16 protein-coding genes and 1 pseudogene are annotated in these 18,075 nt (G+C 49.4%); 14 read left to right on the top strand and 3 right to left on the bottom strand.

All coding sequences use genetic code 11. The annotated features are described in order from the left end of the window. Positions 1 to 58 precede the first annotated feature (58 nt). The 6 genes from ACXAD4_RS21590 to ACXAD4_RS21615 are packed head-to-tail and all read left to right on the top strand — an operon-like array spanning position 59 to position 3,981. Positions 59 to 457: a DUF2170 family protein gene (locus ACXAD4_RS21590; protein ID WP_475244015.1), complete on the top strand. Its 399-nt coding sequence runs from the start codon at positions 59 to 61 to the stop codon at positions 455 to 457. Continuing rightward, complete coding sequence (locus tag ACXAD4_RS21595) at positions 457 to 1,143, top strand: PspA/IM30 family protein (protein ID WP_475244017.1); 687 nt, start codon at positions 457 to 459, stop codon at positions 1,141 to 1,143. Before ACXAD4_RS21590 ends, ACXAD4_RS21595 begins: the two co-directional genes overlap by 1 nt. 23 nt (positions 1,144 to 1,166) lie before the next feature. Next, positions 1,167 to 2,201, top strand: coding sequence for a potassium channel family protein (locus tag ACXAD4_RS21600; RefSeq protein ID WP_475244018.1), 1,035 nt, complete (start codon positions 1,167 to 1,169; stop codon positions 2,199 to 2,201). Between the two features lie 48 nt (positions 2,202 to 2,249). Beyond that, positions 2,250 to 2,882: a YjfK family protein gene (locus tag ACXAD4_RS21605; RefSeq protein WP_475244019.1), complete on the top strand. Its 633-nt coding sequence runs from the start codon at positions 2,250 to 2,252 to the stop codon at positions 2,880 to 2,882. Between the two features lie 33 nt (positions 2,883 to 2,915). Beyond that, on the top strand, positions 2,916 to 3,332 hold the full coding sequence (locus tag ACXAD4_RS21610) for a DUF350 domain-containing protein (RefSeq protein ID WP_475244020.1): 417 nt from the start codon (positions 2,916 to 2,918) through the stop codon (positions 3,330 to 3,332). Positions 3,333 to 3,342: 10 nt separating this feature from the next. After that, on the top strand, positions 3,343 to 3,981 hold the full coding sequence (locus ACXAD4_RS21615) for a DUF1190 family protein (RefSeq protein ID WP_475244021.1): 639 nt from the start codon (positions 3,343 to 3,345) through the stop codon (positions 3,979 to 3,981). A gap of 203 nt (positions 3,982 to 4,184) precedes the next feature. On the opposite strand, the gene ACXAD4_RS21620 is transcribed toward ACXAD4_RS21615, so the two are convergent. Then, positions 4,185 to 5,612, bottom strand: coding sequence for a cytochrome-c peroxidase (locus tag ACXAD4_RS21620; RefSeq protein ID WP_475244023.1), 1,428 nt, complete (start codon positions 5,610 to 5,612; stop codon positions 4,185 to 4,187). Positions 5,613 to 6,165: 553 nt separating this feature from the next. Between ACXAD4_RS21620 and ACXAD4_RS21625 the strand changes: the two are divergent. The 8 genes and pseudogenes from ACXAD4_RS21625 to ACXAD4_RS21660 all read left to right on the top strand — a co-directional run. Then, positions 6,166 to 7,851: pseudogene (locus ACXAD4_RS21625) on the top strand (immunoglobulin-like domain-containing protein); the annotation flags it as partial. A gap of 141 nt (positions 7,852 to 7,992) precedes the next feature. Further along, positions 7,993 to 8,280 (top strand): hypothetical protein, encoded by a 288-nt coding sequence (locus tag ACXAD4_RS21630; protein ID WP_475244024.1) that lies wholly within the window; start codon positions 7,993 to 7,995, stop codon positions 8,278 to 8,280. Positions 8,281 to 8,569: 289 nt separating this feature from the next. Then, complete coding sequence (locus ACXAD4_RS21635; protein ID WP_475244025.1) at positions 8,570 to 9,850, top strand: nucleoside permease; 1,281 nt, start codon at positions 8,570 to 8,572, stop codon at positions 9,848 to 9,850. Positions 9,851 to 9,913: 63 nt separating this feature from the next. Then, positions 9,914 to 10,936, top strand: coding sequence for an ADP-ribosylglycohydrolase family protein (locus ACXAD4_RS21640; RefSeq protein ID WP_475244027.1), 1,023 nt, complete (start codon positions 9,914 to 9,916; stop codon positions 10,934 to 10,936). Next, entirely contained in the window at positions 10,926 to 11,879 is a 954-nt protein-coding gene (locus ACXAD4_RS21645) for a PfkB family carbohydrate kinase (protein ID WP_475244029.1), read from the top strand. Before ACXAD4_RS21640 ends, ACXAD4_RS21645 begins: the two co-directional genes overlap by 11 nt. Before the next feature lie 136 nt (positions 11,880 to 12,015). Continuing rightward, positions 12,016 to 13,302, top strand: a complete 1,287-nt coding sequence (locus ACXAD4_RS21650) for an L-lactate MFS transporter (protein ID WP_475244030.1) — start codon at positions 12,016 to 12,018, stop codon at positions 13,300 to 13,302. After that, positions 13,303 to 14,046: a GntR family transcriptional regulator gene (locus ACXAD4_RS21655; protein ID WP_475244031.1), complete on the top strand. Its 744-nt coding sequence runs from the start codon at positions 13,303 to 13,305 to the stop codon at positions 14,044 to 14,046. A gap of 242 nt (positions 14,047 to 14,288) precedes the next feature. Continuing rightward, positions 14,289 to 15,380, top strand: a complete 1,092-nt coding sequence (locus ACXAD4_RS21660) for a permease (RefSeq protein WP_475244033.1) — start codon at positions 14,289 to 14,291, stop codon at positions 15,378 to 15,380. 80 nt (positions 15,381 to 15,460) lie between these two features. Here ACXAD4_RS21660 and murP read toward each other — a convergent pair whose 3' ends face one another. Further along, positions 15,461 to 16,903, bottom strand: a complete 1,443-nt coding sequence (murP, locus tag ACXAD4_RS21665; RefSeq protein WP_475244034.1) for a PTS N-acetylmuramic acid transporter subunit IIBC — start codon at positions 16,901 to 16,903, stop codon at positions 15,461 to 15,463. A gap of 36 nt (positions 16,904 to 16,939) precedes the next feature. Next, entirely contained in the window at positions 16,940 to 17,845 is a 906-nt protein-coding gene (murQ, locus tag ACXAD4_RS21670; protein WP_475244035.1) for an N-acetylmuramic acid 6-phosphate etherase, read from the bottom strand. Positions 17,846 to 18,075: the final 230 nt, after the last annotated feature.

Here is an 18,075-nt window from a genome sequence, read left to right on the forward strand (position 1 = left end):
ATAATAAGAGTAGATTTTTCATTCAATTCGCTGACACCTAAACCAAAAGGTAGCAACTATGACGTGGCAAGTTTCTGAACTAATCCCACTTCTCAGTGAGCACGAAGGCTGGGAAGTAGATCAAAATGACCAAACGCTGGTCGTTCGTAACGAAGATAATATTGACGCCTTCCTGGCCATTTCTGGCGAGCAAATTCTGGTAGAGGTGCTGCTGTTCCCGGCAGAGCAAGTTAATGACATAGCTTCGCTAAACAATGACATTCTTCGAACTCATAAAATGTTCCCACTTTCGACCATTGGCATCAATGAGATTACCGGCAATGACTACTACGTTGCCTTTGGTTCGCTGTCTTCCCAGTCCAAAGCGGAAAGCATTGTAATTGAAGTGGCGACCCTGTTCCGCAATGTCGAAGCCTTCATCGAGCTATACCAAGATCACCTCAAGGAGGTTGCGTAATGAGCGTCTGGAAAAAACTGTTCACCGCGATCAAAGGCGGTGTGAATGAAACCGCCGAAGCGGTCGCCGACAACCAAGCACTGCGTATCCTCGATCAGGAAATCCGTGAAGCCAAGCAAGAGCTACGCCGCTCTGACGAAGCCTTGGTCAGCATTGTTGCCAAGCGCAAGATGTCGCAACAGAAAGTCGATGGTTTTCAGCAGGGCATCGAAGAGTACGAGGGCCATGCCCGAGGAGCGATGGAAAAAGGCCAGCAAGATCTTGCCCTTGAATGTGCTCAAAAGGTCGCCGAGCTTCGCAACGAGCAACAGGCAGAGCAAACCTACCTTGATCAGTTCGTCGCCTCAGAACAGAAGATGCGTACCAACATCAGTCAGGCAAAAGACAAGCTACGCCAGCTTGAGCAGCAAGTAGATGTGGTCAAAGCCAACGAAGCAGTGCAAAAAGCCCAGTCGGCTGTGTCAGCAACCAATGTCGGTGCCAACGCCAAAATGCACACCGCGGTAGAATCGCTCGAGCGCATCAAGCAACGTCAGGCCGAAAAATCCGCCCAACTCGAAGCCGCAGCAGAAATGGCCGAAGAGCAATCAGGCAGTAGCCTAGACAAGAAATTGGCCGATGCCGGGATCACTTCAGGTAAGCAGTCCTCAGCGGAAGATGAGCTGAAACGTATCTTGGGTCAATAATCGCAGTTTGATAAGGAGGTTGTATGTCATTGTGGCTTTTATTCCGGCGCTGGGCAGCCCAGAACTTCCATGCGCTAAGTGGCAGAAACCTCCTCCTACTGGTGATTGGCTATACCATCGCCAGTTATATCTTGCTCTTTGCAGTAGGCGAATCCGCACTCATTCAGAGCCCGACTGACTTCCTGTATTACTTGGTGGTCAGTGCCTCTACCGTTGGCTATGGCGACATGTCGCCAACAACCGTAGCAGGAAAATGGGTTGTGATGCTGTTTGTGATCCCCGGTGGATTGGGGCTATTTGCCTTGGCGGTTGGGCGAGTCGCCAGTGTATTTATTGATTACTGGAAACAGGGGCTGTTAGGCCGGAGGAAAGTATCGGTGGAAAACCACATTCTGGTGCTGGGGTGGAACGAGCAGCGCACCCTTCACTTGGTCAAAATGCTGCAATATGAAGAGAAAGGTCACCGCGACATCGTGCTGTGTGTTCGCCCGGATATCGAAAACCCGCTCCCCGGTGAAATTGAGTTCGTCCGCACCCCGAGCTTTACCGACAGCCAGTCAATGGCGAGGGCTGGCGTTGAAACCGCAAGCTGTATTGTGATCGACAACAGTGAAGATGACGTGACGCTGTCTGCGGCCTTGTTCTGTGCCAACCAGAACCCCAACGCCCATATCTTGGCTTATTTCAACGACGAATCACTGAGCGACCTACTGAAGCACCACTGCCCTAACGTGGAGTGTATTCCATCTGTAGCTGTCGAGATGTTGGCCAAAGCCGCGATTGACCCAGGCTCGAGCGAACTGCATCACGAACTGCTCAGCACCCATAAGGGGATGACCCAGTACGCAGTACAATATCCAACGGATGCCACACCAAGCTCGATTGCCCCATTGTTCAATGGTTTCAAACAACAATATGAAGCTATCCTTATTGCCATCGATACTGGCAAAGGCGTTGAGTTAAACCCACCGCTAGAGCGAAACGTCCCGCCAGGTGCCAAGCTGTTTTATATTGCTGACGAACGAGTAGAGCAGATCGATTGGTCAAAGTGCACTTAGCGAGCAGCACAGCATCAACTCATCACACCAGACAACACGGGAGTGTTTATGTTTGACTGGTTCAAGAAGAAACAACCACAGGTCACGACTCCGAGCTGCCCAGAGATCTTAGGCTTAAGGTTGGGTGGCGCTTTCGAGCTCGATGATCTGAAACTGCGGTTAATAGAGCCTGATCTGATCATAGAGGGGGCCTCACGCACCCAACTGATAAAAGCGGTCGGTGAAGTTCATCTCGACGAGCAAACCCGATTACTGCGCTATTACACCGATGATGATGGATTTATCCAGGTATTGACCCACGGCAATACCGAAGCCGATGTCAGCGAAGTAAAACTCTATTATTTCTACGAATCGCGCCCTATTGATAGCCAGAGCCAGTGGCAGCATTTGCTTGATAATGAAATCGTCAAATCGAACTGGGAGCTGGAAGGCTTTCAGTTCGACAAAGTGTGGGACAACTCCCGTCCAGTCGCCATGACCGAAAAGACCTGGCTCGAAAACGGCACCATCAGTGAAACAGACCAGTTCGTGATGATTTACGAGCGAGATACAGGCAATGGACAATTCGAGTCCCTGCTTGTCGCTGGCGAAGAAAAAATCTACCGCAACCAAGCCGAACGATGTTTGGCTCTCAGTACTGGTTTCGATTTATCGCCGACCGACTTCAAATTAATAGGCTAACATTCAATTGTTTAGATAAAGAATAGGATTAACATGGAAGTATTTACCAACTCACTTGCCGGCCTCGGCGCGTTTCTGCTCTACTTTGCCCTGTCACTGGCTTTCTTGCTGGTATTCAAGTTTGTCTACGTTCGCTTTACCCCGCATGATGAGTGGAAGCTGGTAAAGGAAGATCAGAATATCGCGGCGGCAATCGGCCTATCTGGCTCTATCATTGGCTATTGCCTCGCAATCGCTGGTGCCGCCAGTAATTCAGTCAATCTCATCGACTTCGCTATTTGGGGCATAGTCGCCCTGTTTGCCCAGCTGATCGCCTTTGCGATTTTACGCTTTGGCTTTATGCCCAAAATCGTCGAGCGAATCGAAGCGGGTGAAATACCGGCCGGTATCGTCATGGCGGCTACCTCGGTGTCCGTTGGCCTACTCAATGCCGCCTGTATGACGTACTAAGGGGGACGCCATGAAACGCAGTAAACATGTCGTTCTCGCCAGTATGAAGAAGAACTGGCGTCCGATATCAATCGGAACCATGACCGCGCCCATGACCGCCGTACTAGCAACTGCCGTGCTAACAGGCTGTAGTGACAACTCTGATGATGCCGTTATCTATGAATCGCTCAATGATTGCGTGGATGACAACCCTAACTACGCCGAAGAATGTAAGGCTGCATACCAATTTGCCTTGCAGGAAGCGTCCCGTACCGCGCCGAAGTACAACTCCCGTTACGATTGTGAAGCAGAGTTTGGTACCAACGCCTGCATGCAGCCACAAGGTAATAATTGGTTTATGCCTGCTATGGCTGGATTCATGTTTGCCCGTATGCTCGATAGGGATCGCGGCGGTTATTATTCACAACCAATGTTCCGCTCTTACTACCCCGGCAGTATTTTTTATGATCGCTGGACCACCGCCGATGGCTATGACTATGGCCGCAGCAGCTACAAGAAAACCAAAGTACGGGTCAGTAAAGATCATATGAAGCCAAAGCCTACCGTCAGTCGCACAATTTCTCGCGGCGGGTTTGGCTCAACGGTGTCAGCTAAATCCGGTTGGAGCAGCAGCCGCTCTTCGGGAGGAAGCAAGGGGTGGGGAGGCTAAGCAGCCTATCTCTCATCACAACATCACTTTTTGAAAAGAAGCCAATCAATTCTCATCAAAAAGTAAAATACGATCTGATCGACCAGCTCGCCTCCCGCGTAGTTAACAATGACAAGTTCATATCTCGTCAATTTGTTCCTTTCATAACAACCTGCACATCCTTGTTGCAGGTTTTTTTTGCCTAAAACGTTGTCCTCTTTTATCTATGGTGCAGACTGTTCACCATCATCAGTCGTCGCCTCAGCGGCTTTGTCCTCTGCAGCCTGCAACTGTCCTTCTACCGTATTAGGAAAGAATGGATCGTGAAAAATAGGATTCTTGAGAAATGCCTCATCCGTCAACGCTTCCATAAAGGCCACCAAAGCTTCTTTCTGCTCTTGGCTCAGGTTCATCCGGATAGGACGTCCTCCTACTTGCCCTGTCGTAGTTAAATCTGGGCTCAAGTTGCGATGACGCTCAATACCACTGTTGTAGAACTCCACCACATCCATCAAGGTTTCAAAACGGCCATCGTGCATGTAAGGCGCACCAACGCCAATATTTCGCAGAGAAGGCGACTTGAAGAAACCATTACCAGCGCCTTGATCACTACTGGTATCCGCATCCAATCCATTCACATGGGCCTGATCCATAGAATGCGCACTGGTTTGGTGACAGGCAATACAACCGAGTGAATCCCTCTCAGTTCCAGGGAACCCAGAGAATAACCTCAAGCCTAACATTTCCTTCTCGTTGAACACTGCCTCAAAATCTGGCTCATCCCATTCACCTGCAGTAAAAGCCTGATCATATTTCGACTCATAAGAAACCATGGTACGAATGAACTGGGCTAGCGCCCTGGAGATCCTATCGCTGGTGATCGCCTCATCGCCAAACGCCTCGTTAAACAGATCGGCGTAGAAGCTCGTTGCAGCCATTTTTACTTCAAGATCGAATAAGTTCATCCCCATCTCAATGGGATCCTGGATCGGCATCAACACTTGATCTTCAAGGGTATCCGCTCGTTCATCCCAAAAGAACTTACCATTGCGATAGTAAGTGGCATTGCTCAAACTCATCGAATGACGACCTGTTTTGCCGCCAGCGAAGCCATCACTAAAGGCTTTGGGATCGGTAAAACCATGCTCTTGGATATGGCAAGATGCACAAGACACCGAATTGTTTGCCGATAGACGGACATCATAGAAAATTACCCGCCCCAAGTTCGCTCCCGCATTGGAAACCTTGTTATCGAATGGGGTATTGTTTTGCGAATCAACATTACCAAACGGCGAAGTAATTCGGGTGTAGTACTTTGGCTGCGCCATTAAATAAGCTTCGTAATCATGGCTCGCTGACAATTCAGGCAACGGCAAACCATCGATGTCCAATTTAGCTTCCGGAGGGGGTGGCGGTGGCTCATTACCCTGCCCATCATCCCCGCCAGACGGTGGATTAACAGGGTTTTCACCCCCCACAGGTCCTTCTGGTGTATCACCAGAAGGCTGGGTATCTGACGGTTCTTGGACAACTTCTGTTTCTTCTGAGCCAACAGAACTCGATCCTAACGATTCTGAGTCATCCGAATCTTCACGACATGCCGAGACTGTCGCAATTAATGCAACAGCCAATAAGTAACGGGAGGTATTCATACAACGCTCCAAACCTAGCCAAAATGATTTTATTTTTTTAAGGACAGTTTATTTTTTTATTTTGACTGCCATTGTTTGTGAAAATGGATATTCCATTCACAGCAATTAACTAAAAGCCTAATAGCCTTAACAGTTCTTGTTTCTAACACGTGAGAAAAAACCAACGACAGCAACAAGTTAGTGACACCATTAACCACTAAGCGATCAAATAATCGCCATAAATAAGTGCCGTAGTAAGCAAATAAATACAATCGGGGCAAACTGCTTTATTTGCTTAAATAAGGAGTTAAATGGAAGTGTATGCAAAGTCAGGCAAACAAAATTGCATTGATATTATTTTGTGAAATAGCAGAAATTTTTAACTCATAAACAGTTATCATTAGACCTCAATCTGAATTAAATCAAGTATGAGACTCCTTGCATTCAATCTTTTGAATCCAGATCTTTTTTTGCCTCATAAATTATTCATCCCACCCTGTGCATGCATTAAGTTACACCTATAACTACAAAACAAGACAAACAGACAAATCCAATATGAATCAAAGGAGTGAACATGAAACCATTACCACTGACCCTCCTCACATCCGCTTTGCTGATGGGGAGTGCAACTGTATCTATCTCGGCACAAGCCAATGAAATGGTGGTCCAAACAGGAAATGTTGTGGTTGGCTACTGGCATAACTGGTGTGACGGTGCAGGCTATCGTGGCGGTAATGCCCCCTGTGTAGACTTAACGGAAGTACACCCCGATTACAACGTGGTCAATGTATCTTTCATGAAAGTGTATGATCTCAATGCCGGCCGCATCCCAACCTTCGAACTAGACCCTAATATTGGCCTGACCGAGTCCGCTTTCATTGACCAAATCAACACCCTGAACAGCCAAGGCCGAAGTGTACTTTTGGCTCTCGGTGGTGCTGATGCGCACGTCGAACTCAAGGCCGGTGATGAGCAAGCCTTTGCAGATGAAGTCATTCGCCTAACTGATAAATACGGTTTCGACGGGCTGGATATCGACCTGGAGCAAAATGCCATTACCGCCGCGGATAACCAAACCGTTATTCCCGCCGCCCTTCGCATGGTAAAAGATCACTACCGTGCCCAAGGCAAAAATTTCATGATCACCATGGCACCGGAGTTCCCTTACCTCACCACTGCTAATGGTAAATACCTGCCTTATCTTCAGGGGCTGGCTGGCGACTATGACTTCATCAACCCACAATTCTACAACCAAGGTGGTGATGGTGTTTACGTCGAAGGTGTCGGCTGGTTATCGCAAAATGATGCAAGAAAAGAAGAGTTCATCTACTACATCTCTGACTCTTTGATTAACGGCACACGGGGCTATACCACCATCACCAATGACAAACTAGTATTTGGTATTCCCGCCAACATCGATGGGGCAAACAACGGTTTTGTTGAAGATCCCAATGCCTTGTATGCTGCATTCGATCGCTTGAAGGCACAAGGCCAACCTTTGCGCGGTGTAATGACTTGGTCGGTCAACTGGGACATGGGCACCAACAGTGCCGGGCAGGCCTACAATGAAAAATTCATTAAAGACTACGGCAACTACATCCATAATCAGCAGCCGCCGGAGCCAGACAAATCACCAGTATTTACCGGTATCGCAGATACGCAAGTTGTTCGTGGTACAGCGTTTGACCCAATGGCGGGTATCACTGCAGCCGACTACAACGGCAATGATATCTCAGCCGGTATCCAAGTCACCGGTAATGTAGACACTAACATAGTTGGTAATTACGCCCTTACCTACTCGGTTAGCGACAATGCAGGTAACAGCGCCAACCAAGCGCGGAAAGTCACCGTTTACGACCTTGTTCCTGTGTTCGATGGCGTCAATGATACCCGGGTATTGCTCAACAGTAGTTTCGACCCAATGGCCGGTGTCACCGTCACCCACCCTGTTGATGGCGATATTACGGCTCAAACTTCAGTTTCAGGCAGTGTGGATACCAGCAAAGTTGGCTTCTATACCCTGACTTACACCGCTACTTACGGCAATAATGATACGCACAGCGTCCAGCGCAGTGTCGAAGTCTATGATGATAACCAACCTGTTTGTCCAAATGCTTGGGACAGTGCAGCAACGTATGTAGCCAATGACGAAGTCACCCACAATGGCAAACTATGGCGTGCCAAGTGGTGGACTAAGGGTGAAGAACCTGGAACGACTGGCCAATGGGGAGTGTGGGAAGAAAAAGGTCCAGCATCCTGCCAATAATCACTGATGTCTAATCAGCAAAGTAAACCGTATTGTGCCAGTCAGCCTGCCCTGCTGGCACAATATGGTAAGTCCACGCCTTTCAACTTCTGTAAGCTTCGCGCTCAATTTTAACAATAAGTATTAGAGCGCTTCGTGATTATCCAATATACATCAGCTTCAGCCATCGCAGGACTTATCTTATTAGCCAGCCTGAATACCGAGCAGCAAGAGCCTAATACCATTTCTACCCACACCCTTTGTTATGATGTGGGGTTCAAGACACCCACTGAGCTCAGTGATAGTTATGACGGTGGATTTGATGCAATATCCCTCGAGCTTGCCCAGCGACAACTTAATCATAACGAACTAATTGAATGTACCAAGGTAACCCATGGCGCCTTGCAAGATAGACAAACCTTAAAAGAAGGGCGCGAGGTCTAAGCCTCGTTCCCTTTCAACCCCTCACCACTCCATCAAGCCTTACAAGAAACAACACTACAGTCCCCACTCTTATTTCCTCGAAAAGGAATATCATCGAACATTCACCGTCTCCGCTAGGCTATAGATATGGCTTCTTGCACGCCTGTTTCAAGGTTTGGCTAAGTGGCTGATTCTATTTATCAGCTCATCAATAATAGTTAACCTGATCACTTTTTAAACCACTTGGTATTGTTTTGGTATTACTTTAGTAATAGATTTGGTCTTGCCCTACTACTAAAGGAAAAAAGCGATGACAAAAACAAATACAAAACTGTCATTCATGATGTTCATTGAATGGTTCATCTGGGGGGCGTGGTTCGTCCCTTTATGGCAGTTTCTTAACACCAATGGATTTACCCCGACTGAGATCGCCTGGTCTTATGCCTGTACCGCTATCGCCGCGATCATTTCGCCGATCTTAGTTGGTTCTATTACCGACCGTTTCTTCCCTGCCCAAAAAGTTTTATCTGTCATGTTGTTAGCAGGGGCAGGACTGATGTACTTAGCCGCGCAGCAAACCACATTCGCCGGGTTCTTCCCGCTACTGCTGGTTTACTCGCTCACTTATATGCCTACTATTGCCCTGACCAACAGTATCGCGTTCTCGAATGTCGATGATGTTGAGCGTGACTTCCCGCGTATCCGCGTACTGGGCACGATTGGTTGGATCGCTTCTGGTATTGTTTGTGGCTTCCTACCGGGTTGGTTGGGCTACGGCGATATCTCGGCAACTAATATCCCGCTACTGGTTACCGCTGCAAGTTCAGCCCTACTGGGTGTCTTTGCCCTGTCGCTACCGAATACGCCACCAAAAAGTACCGGCAAACTAAACCTGAAAGTCATGCTGGGTCTCGATGCTTTGGTACTGCTTCGTGACAAGAACTTCCTGGCTTTCTTTGTCTGCTCATTCATGTTCAGCATGCCGCTAGCCTTCTATTACATCTTTGCCAACGGCTATTTAACCGAAGTAGGCATGAGCAATGCCACCGGCTGGATGACCCTGGGCCAATTCTCTGAAATCTTCTTCATGTTGGCGCTTCCTTTCTTTACCAAACGTTATGGTATTAAAAAGGTATTACTACTTGGGCTATTCACGGCAGCCGTCCGCTATGGCTTCTTCGTCTACGGCAGCGCCGAGCAATGGTATCTGTACTCGCTACTGTTCGCCGGGATCCTGCTGCACGGTGTGAGCTACGACTTTTACTTCGTCACCGCTTACATCTATGTCGACAAGAAAGCGCCGAAACACATGCGTACCGCCGCGCAAGGTTTAATCACCCTATGTTGCCAGGGCTTGGGTAGCCTTCTGGGATACCGCATCGGTGGCGTAATGATGGAGAAGATGTTCGCTTACCCTGAGCCACAAAATGGTTTGACCTTCAACTGGTCTGGAATGTGGGGCTTCGGAGCCATCATGATTGCCGTCATCCTGATCGCCTTCATGTTCTTCTTCCGCGAGTCCGACGGTGAAATCAAAGAAATCACCATCAAGGATGAAAACCCGGCCGACAGTAAACCGGCCAACGCATAATTTACTTTTTCGCCCGCCATGCTTGCGGCGGGCGTGACTCAATATTTTTATAAGGTGTAGTCAATGAATAACAATACAGAAAGTCGCATTCTTGGAGCGTTTTACGGTCAAGCACTGGGTGATGCAATGGGGATGCCTTCTGAACTATGGCCGCGCAGCCGAGTTAAAGCCCATTTCGGTTGGATTGACCGCTTTCTTCCAGGCCCGGCAGAAAACAATGCCGCTTGCTATTTCGATGCCTGCCACTTTACCGATGACACCTCAATGGCACTAGCGCTTGCTGACGCCTTGATTGAGTGCGATGGCGAAATCAACCCAGACCTTATTGCCCGCAACGTAATGACTTGGGCAGAAGGTTTCGATGCCTTCAACAAGAATGTCTTTGGCCCGTCATCAAAAGCCGCAATGACCGCCATCAAAGCAGGCACACCAATCAGCGAACTGGAAAACAACGGCGTGACCAACGGCGCGGCGATGCGTGTTTCACCGCTGGGCTGCCTACTACCAACCCACAACCTAGATAGCTTTATCGATCAGGTCTGGCTGGCTTCAAGCCCAACCCACAAATCTGATGTTGCCATTGCCGGTGCAACAACCATTGCTTGGGCAGTATCCAAAGCGATCGACGGTGACAGCTGGACAACCATCAGTGATCAGCTGCCTGCCATTGCTAGAGCGGCCCAAGAGAAAAATACCACCACCTTCAGCGCTTCGATGGGAGCACGTATTGAGTTAGCTCTGTCTATCGCCCGCAGCAACCTAGGTGTTGAGAGCGCGATGCAGCAAATCTATGATTTAGTCGGTGCCGGCACCAGCACGATTGAATCTGTACCAGCTGCGATTGCCATGGTTGAACTGGCTGGTACTGATCCAAACCGCTGTGCGATCCTCTGTGCCAACCTAGGCGGTGATACCGATACCATCGGTGCGATGGCAACCGCCATCTGTGGTGCATTATCTGGCATCGAAGGCATTGACCCAGAGCTGAAACGTCAGCTAGATGAAGCCAACCAGCTTGACTTCACCCGCTACAGCGCAGCCTTCACTAAAATGCGGATAAACAAGGAGAAAACCTATGCCGCATAATGCCCTGACAACCCTACTGCCGAGCCTGCACAACCAACGTCAGTTGTGCCTAATTGGTGCGGCGGTGATTGATATCGTCACCGAGGCGGCGGCCTTGCCTGTGCGCGGCGGCGACTTGGAAGTGACAGAGAAAGGGCTGCATATTGGCGGCTGCGCCCTCAACATTGCAATCACCCTAAAGCGCCTAGAGATAGACTCGCTCAACGCCCTGCCGATAGGCCAGGGCAACTGGGCTAGCCTTATCAGCCGAAGCCTGGAGCAAAACGGCATTACCAGCGAGATCCAAACCGACAAAGGCGACAACGGCTGGTGCATGGCATTGGTTGAACCGGACGGCGAGCGAACCTTTATCTCAGTCAGCGGGGTAGAAAACCATTGGGATGAAGATATCCTCAATAGCCTTCAACTGGCTGATGATGCCTTGATTTACTTGTCGGGCTATCAGCTGGCCTCGCCAAGTGGCGAACAGTTGGTGGCTTGGTTGGAGTCGCTACCAGATACGGTTGATGCTTTCGTCGATTTCGGCCCACGCATTGCCGATATTCCAGATACGCTGTTCCAGCGCCTGTTAGCTTTGAAGCCGATTGTTTCGCTTAACCGCCAAGAAGCAGAAGTATTGGGTATGGGCTGTGCCGAGACCTTTACTCGCCAGTGGTTCGAACAAAACCAGTGCCCGCTCATATTACGTATTGACAGTGACGGTGCCTTGTTCGCCGATGCCAATCAGACCGGTAATGTCTCACCATTCCCAGCAACCGTTGTCGATACCATCGGGGCTGGTGACTCACATGCTGGCGGGGTACTCGCCGGGCTCGCATCGGGCTGGGAATTACCTGATGCGGTATTGCTAGGCAACGCGGTGGCTTCTTTTGTGGTCAGCCATCGTGGCGGAGACTGCGCGCCAGATCGCGAGGCACTTTCAGACTACCTATCTCGCTACTGATCGAATCAATCAATATTCAGCCAATCCTAAACGGATAAATACATAAAACAGCCATCCACCAGCCAAAGGAGCCTATGCGCCTTTGGCTGGCGACCTATATCTGCAAAACAGCATTGAATAAAAAGAAAACACGCCCATGAATAATACAAAAGCAACCCGAGTGCTTGCCGCCTGCTGCGGTATCAACTTGTGTATCGGTATCCTTTACGCTTGGAGTGTGTTTAAAAACGCCTTCATCGTGGAGCTTGGCTGGAGCAACACCCAAGCCTCGCTCCCCTATACCTTGTCCATCGGGGTATTGGCACTTGCTGTGCTCGCCGCAGGTATCATCCAGGACAAAATCGGCCCGCGCAAAGTACTTATTGCTGGTACCTTCCTTGCTGGTATTGGCTTGTTGCTGTCGGGGCTGCATCTAACACCTATGATGCTTACACTGACCTTTGGTCTATTGACGGGATGCGGAATAGGATTTGGCTATGCCTGCCTCAATCCCGTTGCCATGAAGTGGTTTCACCCGTCCCGCAAAGGCTGGGTTAATGGACTTATCGCCACCGCTTTTGGTATTGCGTCGGTTTATTTGGCCCCGTTGGTGAGCTTCATGATTGCCCAATACGGTATCAGCACCAGTTTTTACCTTCTTGGCTCTGCCCTGCTGCTAATCGCCCTGCCGCTGGCTTGTACCATCGATAATCCACCGTCAGGCTATCTTCCACCAGCACCAACAGCCCAAACAGCCCCATCGGCGAAAATTCCATCGAGATCAGTAACGCCCCAAGGCAATACCGCATCCGCTAACAACGTCACACCAAACCAAGATACGCCTTGGCGGGCAATGGTTCGCCAGCCTCGTTTCTACATGCTATGGCTGATGTATGCCTTTTCCTCGACAGCTGGCCTGATGGTCATTGCCAACATCACATCCATTGCAGCTATTCAAGCTGATATCCATGACGCTGCTTATTTAGTTGTCGCTCTGGCCCTTTTCAACTCCGGTGGTAGGTTGGCAACGGGCATGCTGTCCGATCGCATAGGCGCTTTACCGACATTGACGCTGGCCTTCGTGTTACAGGGTCTCAATATGCTGTTGTTCTCATACTACCAAAACGGCACGTTGATGATCGTCGGTGCCGCTTTGGCAGGGGTAGGCTACGGCGCTTTGTTGGCTGTCTTTCCTTCTCTGATGGCCCAGTTCTACGGACTGAAATACTACGGCACCAACTACGGTATTCTCTATACCGCCTGGGGTATGGGCGGTTTTATCGGCCCTATGCTTGCCGCCCTGGTTGTCGACAGCACCGGAAGCTACCAAATAGCCTACCAGGTTTGTGCCGTGTTGATGGCCGTCACAGTTGGACTGGCGTTATGGCTACAACCTATCGGCTTGGGTATAATCAAACCAGTACTCAAGGCAAAGCATGAATAAATGAATAATTACAATAGCTTGATCAGTCTCATCAAAGAGCGTATCGAACAAAAGGACAAGTCACCGCTTTACGTGAAAGTCGCTGAAACCGTCAAACAAGCCATCCAGCAAAAACTGTTGGTTGGCGGTGACTACCTGCCCACCGAGCGGGAACTGAGCGAGCTGTTGGGCATTTCGCGCATTACGGTGCGCAAAGCACTGGATGTGCTGGACAAAGAAAACGTCATTGTCCGCTCTCGCGGCTCGGGTACCATGATTAGCGACACCCTGGAGTACTCACTCAAAGAGCCCAAGGGCTTTTCCCAGCAGGTGGTACTGAAAGGCAAACGCCCCGATACTTTGTGGATTAAAAAAGAAGTCGTGCCCTGCAACGGTGATGTTGCTAAGCAGCTCAGCTTGGCCGAAGGCGAGGATGTCTTCCTGCTCAAGCGGATCCGCTACATCGATGACAAGCCGGTATCGGTAGAAGAATCTTATGTTCCTGTCGGCCTGATCACCGATGCCGACGAAATCCAGCTCTCACTCTACGATTACTTTCGTAGCCAGAATATCACCCTGACCGGCACCAAAAGCTGGGTCAGTGCCCAGTTGCCTACCGATGAATTCCTCGGCCACCTCAGCCTCGACGAAGCTGTTCCGGTATTGCTGATCAAGCAAATCGCCCATGATGCCAAGGGCAAGGTCATCGAGTACAGCGTCAACCACTGTCGCGGTGACATGTACGTCTTTGTCGCAGAAGACTGAGTTGACGATCCGTCCTTACGGCTGAAATCATCTCCACAGACAAAACAAGGGGCGATCCTAGCCTCTTGTCGCCTTCCATTATTAATCCTTTAATTCCAATCTCTTAAGCATATATTCGCCAGCAAGATAGTTTCACCTTAAAAATTATTTCGATAAAATTAGAAATAACTAATTGACACCAATCTGCTTCGAGCCTATATTTCGACATATATCGAAATATACGAGCAAATGAGGCCGTAACCATGAGTCCTGAATTCGTTAACATGTTTAAAGAAGCTGCCGGTATGTTCCTATTCCTTGCAGCTGAACTCACCGTTCTATTTTTAGTGATTAGCTACCTAGTCGGTGTCCTGCAGGAGTTCCTGACACCGGAGAAGATCCAGTCGATCTTGAGCTCGCGCAACGGCAAAGGCTACTTTATTGCTGCGCTACTTGGTTCTATCACACCATTTTGTTCGTGCTCGACCATTCCTTTCCTAAAAGGTCTGCTTCGTGCCCGTGCCGGCTTTGGCCCGATGATGGTGTTCTTGTTTGCCAGCCCACTGCTTAACCCTGTGATCATTGGTTTGTTTGTGGTGACCTTCGGCGTTCAAGTGGCGGTGTTCTACTTCGTGGTGGCGCTAGCAGTATCGGTAATTGCTGGATACGTGCTCGAGAAACTTGGTTTCGAACGCTATGTCCGTGAAGAGGCTTATCAAGTTGCTGATAGTGGTTCTAGCTGTGGTACTTCTTGTGGTGACTCATCACCTAAAACAGCGCCAAAAGCTGCATCATCGTGTGGTACTCCAGCAGCACCAGCGACATCATGCTGCACAGCAACACCGGAACCAGCACCTGTTGCCAGCTCATGCTGTGGCAGCAAAGAAGAGGTAGAAGTAGAAATCAGCGGTTGTGGTGAAGCCGTACTGACTGTGAAAGAAGAAAGCCGCTGGGTACGTATCTGGCACGCAACCTGGAAAGACTTTAAGCAAGTACTTCCTTACCTGATGCTAGGTATTTTAATTGGCTCTTTCATCTACGGTTTCATCCCGACTGATTTGATTGCCAAGTATGCAGGCGAAGGGATGTGGTATGCGATCCCAGTGGCAGCAGTGATTGGTATTCCGCTCTACATCCGTGCTGAAGCGGTGATCCCATTGAGCGCAGCCCTGGTGAAAAAAGGCATGGCGATGGGTTCAGTAATGGCCTTGATCATCGGTAGTGCAGGTGCAAGCTTGACTGAAGTTATCCTGCTCAAGTCTATCTTCAAGAACCAGATGATTGCCGCCTTCCTAACCGTCATCCTAGGCATGGCGATTGGCGCAGGCTACATGTACACCTACTTGTTTGGTTAATCCTATCTGTTTGGTAATCCAAGCAGCAGGCAAAAAAAAGCCGACCTCAAAAGGGCCGGCTTTTTCTCATTCAACGGCTGCTAAGACAAATCAACATCTTTCGAGCCAAACATCCAGGTCAGGATAAATCCAGCAAGATAAGAAACTGCTAGGCCCGCAGCATATACCGCCATCCCGGCAAAAATCCCCACATTTGACGTCATCAGTGGCAATGCAACCACTCCCGAAGGACCAAACACGGTATTCAGACCTACTGGCAGGCCAAGGTAAGCAACCAGTCCGACAAAGAAGCCACCGACAGCCCCACCTAAACAAGCGGTCACAAATGGTTTAACACGTGGCAAGGTGACACCGTAAATTAATGGCTCACCGATACCCAGTATGCCCGGAACGATGGAGCCCTTAACCTGAGTGCGCAACATAGAGTCTTTCTTGGCGCGCATGTATAGGGCAAAAGCCGCACCGACTTGGCCACCACCAGCCATGGCAAGGATAGGGAACAATGAGTTAAAGCCTTGGACATCCATCAGGGCAAAGTAAACCGGTACAAAACCCTGGTGAATTCCAAACATCACTGACAGCAGGAACAAACCAGCCAAAATAGCACTGCCGATCGGGTTACCGTTGAGGTTGACAAACAACCACGACATACCATTAAACAACACGCCACCGAGCGGCATGATAATAACGAAGGTCACCGCACCCATAATCAGCAGGGTCACTGCGGAAGTCAGGATCATATCGAGGTTATCCGGCATGAATTTTCGTACCTGACGCTCAACGCTGGCCCCTAAGATAGCCGCAATCAACACCCCGATAATGTTACCGCGAGGGTCAATCGGCATGCCGAAAAAGTTATCCATACCGGAGTAAATGCCGGCGGCTGCCTCCGGATCATAACCAAGCACGAACAGTGAGGCGATAATCGCACCGTTTACCCCCGAACCACCAAATGCCTGCTGGGCATTGTAACCAATCAAGATACTCAAAAAGGCAAACATGCCCTTACTGAACACCTTCATATAACTGGTAAATTCGACAAGGTGGGTATTTGGCGCTTCGTTACCCAGGATAAAGACTTGCTCGAGCAGAGTAGCAAAGCCCAGCAATAGACCCACGGCAATAAAGCCGGGGATCAAGGGAGTGAAGATGGTGGCAAACTTTGACAGAAAACGCTGGATTGCGCTGGTCTGTTTTTCTTTCATCTGCTTTTTGTTGGCCGAAGCGATGTCTTTGAGCGACCCAGCATCAGCGCTGGCCGCAGAAACACTTCCCAGCATAGCATTCATCATCTCAGCCGCTGTTTGCGCCTTACCGGGACCTAGGATAATTTGCAGTTGGCTGTCGCTTTCAACCACGCCCATTACACCAGCGATACGTTTGATTTGATCGTGGTCGGCCAGCATCTCATCATGCAAAGCCAGGCGAAGACGGGTCATACAGTTGCCACACCGGGCAACATTATTTTGACCACCGATTGCCGACAGGATGCTATCTATCATCCCAGAGGTAATTTTTGCCATCATTCGTTCCTTGTCATTACTGTGCGTTATTATTCGTTATTGTGCGTTGTGAATTGCTCTTCGGGTGAATCCATTGTTAGCGCCAAGAAGTTCATGAGCCTCCAGTGCCGAAACGCCAGCGAGGATCATGACAATAGCCGTTTTACAATGGCCTCCTGCCTCGTCCAATGCCTCAACAGCCTCTTCGCGGCTGCACTCTGTCGCTTCCATCACAATCTTTTTCTGGCGTTCTACCAATTTGGCATTGGTCGCTTCTACATCGACCATCAAGTTGCCATAGACTTTACCGGTGCGGATCATTGCCCCAGTCGTCAGCATGTTCAAAACCAGTTTCTGTGCCGTGCCTGCTTTCATTCGCGATGAGCCGGTGACAACTTCCGGTCCAACAATTGGTGTGATGGCAACATCGGCCTCTTCAACCATTGGGGCATTGGGGTTGCAACAAATACAACCCACTGTCGCCCCGACCGATTTAGCGTACTTCATTGCCCCCATGACATATGGCGTGCGACCGCTAGCGGCGATACCCACCAGCACATCCTTTGGGCCAAAGTTCAAATCAACCAGATCCTGCTGGCCAAGCTCGACATTATCTTCAGCATTCTCGACCGCTTTCAAAATCGCTTTGTGACCGCCGGCAATCAGGCCAACAACCTGCTCGGCAGGAGTTCCATAAGTTGGCGGGCACTCACTTGCATCCAGAATCCCTAAACGACCCGATGTCCCTGCCCCGGTGTAAATCAAGCGACCGCCCTGCTCAAACGCCAAGACAATGGCATCTACCAGTTTGGCAACCTGCGGCAGGGTCTCTTCCACCGCTATCGCGACTTTTTTATCTTCCCCGTTGATCACTTCCAGCATGTCGAAGGTGCTCAGCTCATCAATACTGGCACTGGCTGGGTTACGGCTTTCCGTAATTAGGGTGTTTAAGTTAATAGTCATGGTGTTCTCCCAAAATCAATGCGGAGATAATATTGAATAAAGTATTCTTAATTTGTTACCAACATCACAGAATAATCTATTCCAAACACTGGTAGAAATGAGAATAAGCCAACAAACCAGAATCAACACAACACTGCATGATATTGATAAATAAAAACTAAAATTAGAAAAACCTAGGAATAGACAGGTTGAATTTGGAATAATAATTAAGTAGCTAAAGTGGAATACTT

This window comes from Photobacterium sp. AWH4_225, assembly GCF_056158405.1.

Excerpts from the sequence above, each read along its gene's own strand:
- ACXAD4_RS21590 (WP_475244015.1), top strand. The coding sequence starts at position 59 with ATGACGTGGCAAGTTTCTGAACTAATCCCACTTCTCAGTGAGCACGAA.
- ACXAD4_RS21595 (WP_475244017.1), top strand. The coding sequence starts at position 457 with ATGAGCGTCTGGAAAAAACTGTTCACCGCGATCAAAGGCGGTGTGAAT.
- ACXAD4_RS21600 (WP_475244018.1), top strand. The coding sequence starts at position 1,167 with ATGTCATTGTGGCTTTTATTCCGGCGCTGGGCAGCCCAGAACTTCCAT.
- ACXAD4_RS21605 (WP_475244019.1), top strand. The coding sequence starts at position 2,250 with ATGTTTGACTGGTTCAAGAAGAAACAACCACAGGTCACGACTCCGAGC.
- ACXAD4_RS21610 (WP_475244020.1), top strand. The coding sequence starts at position 2,916 with ATGGAAGTATTTACCAACTCACTTGCCGGCCTCGGCGCGTTTCTGCTC.
- ACXAD4_RS21615 (WP_475244021.1), top strand. The coding sequence starts at position 3,343 with ATGAAACGCAGTAAACATGTCGTTCTCGCCAGTATGAAGAAGAACTGG.
- ACXAD4_RS21620 (WP_475244023.1), bottom strand. The coding sequence starts at position 5,612 with ATGAATACCTCCCGTTACTTATTGGCTGTTGCATTAATTGCGACAGTC.
- ACXAD4_RS21635 (WP_475244025.1), top strand. The coding sequence starts at position 8,570 with ATGACAAAAACAAATACAAAACTGTCATTCATGATGTTCATTGAATGG.
- ACXAD4_RS21640 (WP_475244027.1), top strand. The coding sequence starts at position 9,914 with ATGAATAACAATACAGAAAGTCGCATTCTTGGAGCGTTTTACGGTCAA.
- ACXAD4_RS21645 (WP_475244029.1), top strand. The coding sequence starts at position 10,926 with ATGCCGCATAATGCCCTGACAACCCTACTGCCGAGCCTGCACAACCAA.
- ACXAD4_RS21650 (WP_475244030.1), top strand. The coding sequence starts at position 12,016 with ATGAATAATACAAAAGCAACCCGAGTGCTTGCCGCCTGCTGCGGTATC.
- ACXAD4_RS21655 (WP_475244031.1), top strand. The coding sequence starts at position 13,303 with ATGAATAATTACAATAGCTTGATCAGTCTCATCAAAGAGCGTATCGAA.
- ACXAD4_RS21660 (WP_475244033.1), top strand. The coding sequence starts at position 14,289 with ATGAGTCCTGAATTCGTTAACATGTTTAAAGAAGCTGCCGGTATGTTC.
- murP (WP_475244034.1), bottom strand. The coding sequence starts at position 16,903 with ATGGCAAAAATTACCTCTGGGATGATAGATAGCATCCTGTCGGCAATC.
- murQ (WP_475244035.1), bottom strand. The coding sequence starts at position 17,845 with ATGACTATTAACTTAAACACCCTAATTACGGAAAGCCGTAACCCAGCC.